Source organism: Vibrio genomosp. F10 str. 9ZD137 (assembly GCF_049974785.1).
Classification (GTDB): domain Bacteria; phylum Pseudomonadota; class Gammaproteobacteria; order Enterobacterales; family Vibrionaceae; genus Vibrio.
This window is the reverse complement of sequence record NZ_JBNGCJ010000607.1, coordinates 1-6028: the sequence shown is the minus strand read 5'-3', so window position 1 is coordinate 6028 and position 6028 is coordinate 1. Positions and strand designations below refer to the sequence as shown.

The 6028-nt window shown below is 42.8% G+C and carries 7 protein-coding genes and 1 pseudogene; all 8 read left to right on the top strand.

Annotated elements, in window-relative coordinates:
* A pseudogene (locus ACP45E_RS14780) lies at positions 1–603 on the top strand (peptidylprolyl isomerase); the annotation flags it as partial.
* A gap of 135 nt (positions 604–738) precedes the next feature.
* The gene (locus ACP45E_RS14775; protein WP_017038955.1) at positions 739–1029 is read left to right on the top strand and encodes a ComEA family DNA-binding protein; all 291 of its coding nucleotides are present in this window, start codon (positions 739–741) and stop codon (positions 1027–1029) included.
* Positions 1030–1192: 163 nt separating this feature from the next.
* On the top strand, positions 1193–1873 hold the full coding sequence (gene cmk / locus ACP45E_RS14770) for a (d)CMP kinase (RefSeq protein ID WP_017038954.1): 681 nt from the start codon (positions 1193–1195) through the stop codon (positions 1871–1873).
* A 109-nt stretch (positions 1874–1982) separates the two neighbouring features.
* On the top strand, positions 1983–3653 hold the full coding sequence (rpsA, locus tag ACP45E_RS14765; RefSeq protein ID WP_017033720.1) for a 30S ribosomal protein S1: 1671 nt from the start codon (positions 1983–1985) through the stop codon (positions 3651–3653).
* Between the two features lie 121 nt (positions 3654–3774).
* Positions 3775–4056, top strand: a complete 282-nt coding sequence (gene ihfB, locus ACP45E_RS14760) for an integration host factor subunit beta (protein ID WP_017033721.1) — start codon at positions 3775–3777, stop codon at positions 4054–4056.
* 142 nt (positions 4057–4198) lie between these two features.
* Positions 4199–4474, top strand: a complete 276-nt coding sequence (locus ACP45E_RS14755) for a LapA family protein (RefSeq protein ID WP_017033722.1) — start codon at positions 4199–4201, stop codon at positions 4472–4474.
* A gap of 18 nt (positions 4475–4492) precedes the next feature.
* Complete coding sequence (lapB, locus tag ACP45E_RS14750) at positions 4493–5662, top strand: lipopolysaccharide assembly protein LapB (protein WP_017038953.1); 1170 nt, start codon at positions 4493–4495, stop codon at positions 5660–5662.
* A 69-nt stretch (positions 5663–5731) separates the two neighbouring features.
* Positions 5732–6028, top strand: a 297-nt coding sequence (locus ACP45E_RS14745) for an orotidine 5'-phosphate decarboxylase / HUMPS family protein (RefSeq protein WP_198927729.1), incomplete at its 3' end; no start/stop codon positions are given.

The following is a 6028-nucleotide window of genomic DNA, read 5'->3' as shown; positions in this document are numbered from 1 at the left end:
CCTGCGGAGCCGCGCTTCCGATCTCAAGATGCACCAGAAATTCTGCGTTCATCAGCAGTAATGCAAGCTATTCTTAGTCCTGAAGTTATGGAAGATGGTCTAAACTCTGAGGTTATCGAAGTGTCACCAGAGCATGTTATTGTTGTTCGTGTCGATGATAGCCGTGAAGAAACGGTTTTACCGCTGAGTGATGTTCGTGACCAAGTTGAAGCCCAACTGCGCCAGGTGAAGGGAGAGCAGGTGGCTATTGAATTGGCTGGTAACGTTCTTGAGGTATTATCTGTCAGTGGTGAAAGCCAGTTGTCTGAGTACGATTTACAGTTCTCTGAATCAACAAGCATTGATCGTAGAGCTCCACTTGCTGAAACCGTTTTTTCTATGGCTAAACCGGTGGACGGGCAGGCTGTGTATGCTCAAGCGAAAGATTTTGAGGGTAATATCGTTATCGTTGCTCTTGATAAGGTTGATGTAAACGTAGATACGCAGTTCGCTTCGCAAGTCGATGCTCAACTCGTACAATTGAGTAATCAACAAGATCTTTCGGGTATCTTGAGTATCTTGAGAGAGAACACGGATATCGATTATTTCATAGTGGGTCAGTAGCTGATTTCTATGTAATTGATAATTTTATAAAAATGGGCCGCTAATGCGGCCCGTTTGTTTTTGTGGTGTCGCCTTGGCATTGGAATCATTGACTAGATAGGATGATTTTGGTCAACCCACATAGGAAACACAATCATGTTTATAAAATCCATCATTTTATCCATACTACTTGCCATATTTCCATTTACCCAAGCAGTGGCTTCTGATTCCGCAAAATACGAAGGCATTGAAGTCACCGTCAATATTAATCAAGCCCCGGCAGAAGAGCTCGCGACGTTACTTATCGGCGTAGGTTTAAAGAAAGCGCAAGCCATTGTTGATTATCGTTCAGAGTATGGCGAGTTCAAAGCGATTGATGATCTCGTCAAGGTTAAAGGGATTGGGACTTCAATTTTGGATAAAAACCGAACGCGTATCTTATTGTAAATTTTTGGCTACGTTTGGAAAGCGCACCAAGCGTAGCCGCTTTCCTCATTTTCTTCTCGAAAAGTCTAATCGTAACTAGAACCAAAGTGGTAATAGCATTATAATTTTTCGTCATAAAAAGCGACGTTCAAATTGCTTACGATAAACTAACGTGGAGTAAAACATGCCTCTTGAAACACCAGTGATCACCGTCGACGGTCCTAGCGGAGCCGGAAAAGGTACCCTTTGTATGTTATTGGCTGACAAGTTAGGTTACCAACTGCTCGACTCTGGTGCTATTTATCGTGTGCTAGCACTGGCTGCGATTCATCACGGCTTGGATACTGAGTCTGAAGATGTTCTGGTTCCCCTTGCTACACATCTGGATGTTCAATTTATTGCTGAAGGTGATCTGGTTAAGGTTATTTTAGAAGGCGAAGACGTCTCACATGAACTTCGCAAGGAAGAAACCGGCATGGCGGCTTCAAAAGTGGCTGCGTTACCGCGAGTACGCGAAGCTTTGTTAAGACGCCAGCGAGCGTTTGCTGAAGGTAAAGGCTTAGTCGCTGATGGTCGAGATATGGGAACCGTTGTTTTCCCAAATGCTACAGCCAAAATATTTCTTGATGCGAGTGCCCACGAGAGAGCGAATAGACGCCTTAAACAGTTGCAAGATAAAGGTTTAGATGTTAAGTTTGGCGACCTTTTAAGCGAGATTCAAGAACGTGACGACAGAGACCGCAACCGTGCTGTTGCTCCTTTACGTCCGGCTGAAGACGCGCTATTGCTTGACTCGACCTCAATGAATATTGACGAAGTCGTAGAAACAGCAATGAAATATATAGAATCTAAATTGGCTGAGTAGTCTATACTCAGTCAGCTGAGAACGTTGGTCGCAAGGATGATGACTGGCGAATTTATCAACCCCATGCGGTAGGATACCCATGGACGTTTAATTAATTGAAGATTAAATAATGACTGAATCTTTTGCTCAACTCTTTGAAGAGTTTCTATCTGAAACTGAATTCCAACAAGGTAGTATCGTTAAAGGTACTGTAGTAGCTATCGAGAACGGTTTCGTTCTTGTTGATGCTGGCCTTAAGTCTGAATCTGCTATCCCTGCTGAACAATTCAAAAACGCTGCTGGCGAACTTGAAGTTGAAGTTGGCGCTGAAGTAGACGTTGCTCTAGACGCTGTTGAAGATGGTTTCGGTGAAACTCAACTTTCTCGCGAGAAAGCTAAGCGTCACGAAGCGTGGATCGTTCTTGAGAAAGCTTACGAAGAAGCTGAAACTGTTGTTGGTATCATCAATGGTAAAGTTAAAGGCGGTTTCACTGTTGAACTAAACGGTATCCGTGCTTTCCTTCCAGGCTCTCTTGTAGACGTACGTCCTATCCGTGACACTGCTCACCTAGAAAACAAAGAGCTAGAGTTCAAAGTTATTAAACTTGACCAGAAGCGCAACAACGTTGTTGTTTCTCGCCGTGCTGTTATCGAATCTGAAAACAGTGTTGAGCGTGATGAGCTTCTTGAAACTCTACAAGAAGGTTCTGAAGTTAAAGGTATCGTTAAGAACCTTACTGACTACGGTGCTTTCGTTGATCTTGGCGGTGTTGACGGTCTTCTACATATCACAGATATGGCGTGGAAACGTGTTAAGCACCCATCAGAGATCGTTAACGTAGGTGACGAGATCCAAGTTAAAGTTCTTAAGTTTGACCGTGAGCGCACTCGTGTATCACTAGGTCTTAAGCAACTTGGCGAAGATCCATGGGTAGCAATCGCTAAGCGTTACCCAGAAGGTCACAAGCTTTCTGGTCGTGTTACTAACCTAACTGACTACGGCTGCTTCGTTGAAATCGAAGAAGGCGTTGAAGGTCTAGTACACGTTTCTGAAATGGATTGGACTAACAAGAACATCCACCCATCTAAAGTTGTTAATGTTGGCGACGAAGTTGAGGTTATGGTTCTTGAGATTGACGAAGAACGTCGTCGTATCTCTCTAGGTCTGAAACAGTGTAAAGCTAACCCATGGCAGTCATTCGCTGAAGCGCAAGCTAAAGGCGATAAAGTTACTGGTAAGATCAAGTCTATCACTGACTTCGGTATCTTTATCGGTCTTGACGGCGGCATCGATGGTCTAGTACACCTATCTGACATTTCTTGGAACGCAACTGGCGAAGACGCTGTTCGTGAATACAAGAAAGGCGATGAAATCTCTGCAGTAGTTCTAGCAGTAGATGCAGAACGTGAGCGTATTTCTCTTGGCGTTAAGCAAATGGAAAATGACCCGTTCAATGCATATGTTGCTGATACTAAGAAAGGCACTCTAGTAAACGGTACTGTAACTGCAGTTGACGCTAAAGGCGCCACTGTTGAGCTTGTAGATGGCGTAGAAGGTTACATCCGCGCTTCTGAAGTTTCACGTGACCGTATCGAAGATGCATCTCTAATCCTAAGCGTTGGTGACAGCGTTGAAACTAAGTTCACTGGTGTAGACCGTAAGAACCGCGTAATCAACCTATCTATCAAAGCTAAAGATGAAGCTGAAGAGCAAGAAGCAATGGCTTCACTGAACAAGTCTGAAGACGGCGGGTTCGGTAATGCTATGGCTGACGCATTCAAAGCTGCGAAAGGCGAATAATAGCTTCTCGTTAAGAGAACAATAGCTATATAGCTAAGAAAGGAACCGAAAGGTTCCTTTTTTTTTGCTAATTTTTTCGATAGGTCTATAATTTCTAAAAAGAATGCCAACGAGGAATATTATGACTAAGTCAGAATTGATAGAAAGACTCTGTTCTGAGCAAACACATTTGTCTGCGAAAGAAATAGAAGATGCTGTAAAAGATATACTAGAACATATGGCTACAACTCTAGAAAGTGGCGATAGAATTGAGATCCGTGGTTTTGGTAGCTTCTCGTTACATTACAGAGAGCCGCGCGTAGGTCGTAATCCAAAGACTGGCGATAAAGTAGAGTTAGAGGGTAAATTTGTTCCTCACTTTAAACCGGGTAAAGAATTACGTGAGCGCGTTAACGTATCTTAATCAGTAAATTATAGTTTTGTTAAGAAACGGCCAGCTTCCCAGTTAGCCGTTTTTTTATAGGCAGAATGTTCATAATAGGCGTGGTTTGTAAGCCAATTTTCCTGCATAATCGTACCTGCTATAAATATTGGGGTAATGGATTATGAAAATAATAAAAATCGTTGTAGTACTTGCTCTGTTCCTTATTGCTTTAGCTTTAGGATCCCAAAACCAAGCTGTTGTTACTTTTAACTACCTTTTAGCGCAAGGTGACTTTCACCTATCGACATTACTCGGTAGTGTTTTTGTAGCTGGATTCTCCTTGGCTTGGTTGATATTTGGCAGTCTTCACTTTAAATCCCAGCTTCAGGTTCGTAAGTTGAATAAGAAGCTTAAAAAATCAACGACTGAAACTTCACCTATTCAGTCAAAAGTATAAAACGGTAGACTTTCCTAGATGTTAGAAATCCTTTTCTTGCTATTACCAATTGCCGCTGCCTACGGGTGGTATATGGGTAATCGTAGCGCCCAGCAAGAAAAACAGAAGCACTCTAACCAGATTTCTCGCCAATATGTCACAGGCCTAAACTTACTTCTATCTGACCAATCAGATAAAGCGGTCGATCATTTTATCGAGCTGCTGCAAGTAGACGACAATACTATTGATACGCACCTCGCACTCGGTAACTTGTTTCGTTCAAGAGGGGAGGTGGACCGCGCTATTCGGATTCACCAAAATCTTATCTCCCGTTCTGGTCTAACTATCGATCAGAAGAATATCGCTCTTCAGCAGCTTGCTAAAGACTATATGGTGTCTGGTTTTTTAGATAGAGCTGAAAAGATTTTTGAGCAACTGACAGAAGAGCCTGATCATAGAGAAGCCGCACTTCAACAGTTGGTCGCGATCTACCAACAAACGAGAGAGTGGGCCAAGGCGATTCATCTCGCAGGCTTATTGGTTAAACTTGGTAAGCCTAGAATACATAAGTCCATTGCTCATTTTTGGTGTGAGTTAGCAATCCAAGAAAAGCAAGATGGCAACGTAGGTAAGTCCATTCAATATTATCATAAGGCTTTATTCGAAGACCCAAAGTGTGTTAGAGCAAGTATTTTACTGGGTAAGCAGTATTTAGAGTCGGAAGAATACCAGAAAACAGTTGAGCACTTAGAGAATGTGCTCGATCAGGACAGTGACTTCGTGAGCGAGGCCTTACCAATATTGGCTGACTGCTACTATCATCTTGGCAATGAAAATGGACTGGTAGAGTTTTTAAGGCGTTGTATTTCAAAGAAATCTGGAGTGTCTGCTGAGTTAATGTTAGCTCAATTGGTTGCCAAACATGAAGGCACAGCTTCCGCTCAAGATCTTCTGACTCGTCAGTTGTTAAAAAACCCGACGATGAAAGGTTTTTATCGTTTGATGGATTACCATTTAGCGAATGCTGAGGAAGGGAGAGCCAAGGAAAGCCTGAGCACGTTACAGAAATTAGTTGGTGAGCAGTTAAAGTTAAAACCTCATTATCGATGCCGAAAGTGCGGTTTTTCAACACACTCAATGCATTGGCATTGCCCTTCATGTAAAGGCTGGGGAGTGATCAAACCGATCAGAGGTTTAGACGGAGAATAGTATATGCAGCTAGTTTGAGCTGCATTTTTTTAGTTTTAATTTATACATTGTGAATTGTTAGGAGAAGAAATGAACGACCAACAAGTGATCGTTGCGCTTGATTATGACAAGCAAACAGATGCGTTAGCCTTTGTCGATAGAATTGATCCAGCATCTTGTCGCCTTAAAGTAGGCAAAGAAATGTTCACTTTATTTGGCCCAGATTTTGTGCGCGAGTTGCATAAACGTGGCTTCTCTGTATTTTTGGATTTGAAGTTCCACGACATCCCCAACACCTGTTCGAAAGCAGTAAGAGCTGCGGCTGAATTGGGCGTTTGGATGGTCAATGTTCATGCGAGCGGCGGTGAGAGAATGATGACAGCCTCG